Raw genomic sequence first — 1,443 nt, forward strand, 5'->3', positions numbered from 1 at the left:
GCTAGACAATATGCCAACTCCAGTATTATTTGAAAAATTAGGCTCTAAATTAGGTCTCCATAAAAAGGTAATTGATACCTCACTATTTCTATGCGTAGTAATTTTGGTGGCGTGCGTAGTTTTATTAAAAAATGAATTGGAATTTATTTGGCTTTATTTTCTTTTTGCTTTGTCCATTTATATTTTAATGTGGCTTGCTATTTTTCAAATGGTAATTTCTTGTTTTGACGTAAATTTTGAACAGCATAAAACATTCTTAAATAAATTTTTGCGCATGCCTAATCGTAATGTTGTTGCTAATTCTAAAATAGCTCAGTGGTTCTCAAGCTTGTTTTTTACATTTTTTATCTTCGGCTTGTGTATTTTTCCTATTTTTAGCATTTTCGTTTGGTTAAAGTCTAGCTAACAAGTTACTCAAAAGGACGCAAAACGCTTGGCTTGCGCTCCTTCGTCGCTAATTTTAGCCAAGCATTTATGCGCCCATTAGTAAGGCGTTATGTTTCAATCAGAGTGTGCAAATTTAAATGACTCAGTGTAAAAAATGCAAGGCGGATATTGTTCCCCTAGAGGTTAAGGTGGCAATGAACAAATCATACTTTGTTTGCCCCGTTTGCAAACATAGAATTAGTAGCTTTAGTCTAAAAGGTTTATTAATCTTTATCGGTAGTGCAATATTGTTATGGGCTGTTCTCTTTGTACATCATCACATGACAAATTAACTTTTTAGTGTTGTGCGTTTGAAACATAACAAGAAATTAAACAAGGACAAAAAACAGTTGGCTTTTTGTTCACTCCGTTCACTTATTTTAGCCAACAATTTTTTGCCTATTAATTAGGCGTTATATGCCTAAAATAGGCATTAGTATAATATCTAACATGGTGCACCTTTTGCATTAATATCAAATATCTATTAATACATGAGGAATTAATATGAATATTTTAAATGTAGGGCAAAACTATTCCATTACGACAGCAGCTAGCGGCAATAAAATGCCGACTGAATCTATTGCTGTAGAAAAAAACATAAACCAAAATAATTCACAACCTACAAAGATTGATATGAGAAACATATCAATTGATGAAATTAATACATTAATTAAATCAGGGGAAAGTGCTTTACTTGATGTAGTGCCATTTATACCATTAAATGTACTTGAACAATATAATAATGATCCCGAAAAAATAGGTAAAATCAAAGTAGACTTAATTGGGCAAGTTGAAAAATCTATAGATTTTAAAAAAAGCATTGGTGAGAATACTGACTTTTTATCAGGTGTTTTAAGTAAATTTAAAGATCTTGACGGTAAACAGTTAAATGGGAAGGTTGATATCTTAGCATAATACGGCATATAACAAGACCTTCAAACGGACAAAAAATAGTTTGCTGTTTTCACTTCGTTCAACATTTTAGCAAACAATTTTTTGCCGCTTAAGGTGGCGTTA

Annotated in this window: 2 protein-coding genes; both read left to right on the forward strand. The window is 31.7% G+C overall.

Features of this window, described 5'->3' with window-relative positions:
* The coding region (locus tag ABXH06_RS17795; RefSeq protein ID WP_353519098.1) for a hypothetical protein at positions 1–406 on the forward strand (406 nt) is incomplete at its 5' end.
* 524 nt (positions 407–930) lie between these two features.
* Entirely contained in the window at positions 931–1,341 is a 411-nt protein-coding gene (locus ABXH06_RS17800; RefSeq protein WP_007991288.1) for a hypothetical protein, read from the forward strand.
* Positions 1,342–1,443 lie beyond the last annotated feature (102 nt).

The organism is Thalassotalea sp. SU-HH00458 (assembly GCF_040362795.1).
Lineage (GTDB): Bacteria > Pseudomonadota > Gammaproteobacteria > Enterobacterales > Alteromonadaceae > Thalassotalea_H > Thalassotalea_H castellviae.